Origin of the sequence: uncultured Psychrosphaera sp., assembly GCF_947500655.1 — a bacterium.
Classification (GTDB): Bacteria; Pseudomonadota; Gammaproteobacteria; order Enterobacterales; family Alteromonadaceae; genus Psychrosphaera.
This window is the reverse complement of record NZ_CANMSK010000044.1, coordinates 1-1,250: the sequence shown is the minus strand read 5'-3', so window position 1 is coordinate 1,250 and position 1,250 is coordinate 1. Positions and strand designations below refer to the sequence as shown.

Genomic DNA, 1,250 nt, shown 5'->3' with positions numbered 1-1,250 from the left:
TGATATGACTCCACAAAAGTAGACACCTTTTTTTAGGAATAAGGTGTCATGAAAATCCAGAATCAACGTAAGCACACAATTGAATTTAAAATAAAAGCGGTTGAACAATCGCTAGCGTCTCCAGATACCGTTAAGATAACAGCCTTAAAGCTAGGAATACATCCTGCACTGCTATCAAGGTGGAGAAACCAAATGACGTCTAAAAAGCACACGAATAAGCCAATTAAGAATGCTGGTCCAGATAAGTCTTATACTGATTTAGAGCGCCAAGTTCGTAAACTCGAAAAGCAACTTGAGGAGGCTCAATTGGAGAATGATGTGTTAAAAAAGGCGAAGGCCTACTTCGACAGGCTAAAAGAATAAGATTTGCGTATATAAATAAACACGCCAATACAAAGCAGCCCGTTAATAAAATGTGTAAATGGCTTGGTGTTTCCAGAGCTGGATATTATAAATGGTGTCAACAAGCTCCAAGTAAACATGCTGATAAAAACACATTACTGAGGGACTTTTTAAAGCGCGTTAGTGATAAAGAGCATTGCATTCCAGGTTATAGAAAATTATGGGATGCAGCTGTGTCTCATGGTTTTGATTGCAGTCAAGGTAAAGTACAACGCTTGCTACAGTGTATGGGCTATCGCTCAGTTGCGGGAAAACACAGAATGAATAAGGCAGCTAAAGAGTCAACATTTATGCCGACGACTCATATACTACAACGCCAGTTTAATGTGAAAGAAGCAAACAAGGTGTGGGCTTCAGACATCACTCAAGTTCGCTGTAATGAAGGTTGGCAGTACTTGTGTGTCATTCTCGACTTGTACTCACGTAAAGTGGTCGGTTGGGCGACGAGTAGAATAAATAATGCCTCTTTAGTTATTAGGACGTTAAAAAAGGCATGGCAAGCTCGTAAGCCAGATGGCGATAATTTACTGTTTCATTCAGACCAAGGATGTCAGTACAGAGCAAAAGATACAATTCGTTGGCTAAATAAACGAGGCGTGACGATAAGTATGTCTAGAAAAGGAAATTGTTGGGATAATGCCTGCTCAGAAAGCTTCTTTGCCCAATACAAAAAAGAATGGATGCATAACTTAACTCAATTGAGTCGAAATGAAATGACTGTACAAAGTCGTTTTTATATTGAAAAATATTACAACTCGGTAAGAAGACATGGAACTCTAGGCTATATGAGTCCCATGCAATATGAAGAATTAAATTAACCCCGTGTCTACTTTTACGAGGTCACATCA

Annotated in this window: 1 protein-coding gene; it reads left to right on the top strand. The window is 39.0% G+C overall.

Features of this window, described 5'->3' with window-relative positions:
- Positions 1-48 precede the first annotated feature (48 nt).
- Positions 49-1,220 (top strand): IS3 family transposase gene (locus Q0940_RS17010; protein ID WP_299271136.1). Its coding sequence is split into 2 segments (ribosomal slippage): positions 49-322 and positions 322-1,220, totalling 1,173 coding nucleotides; the frame shifts between segments, so codons are not numbered across the junction.
- Positions 1,221-1,250: the final 30 nt, after the last annotated feature.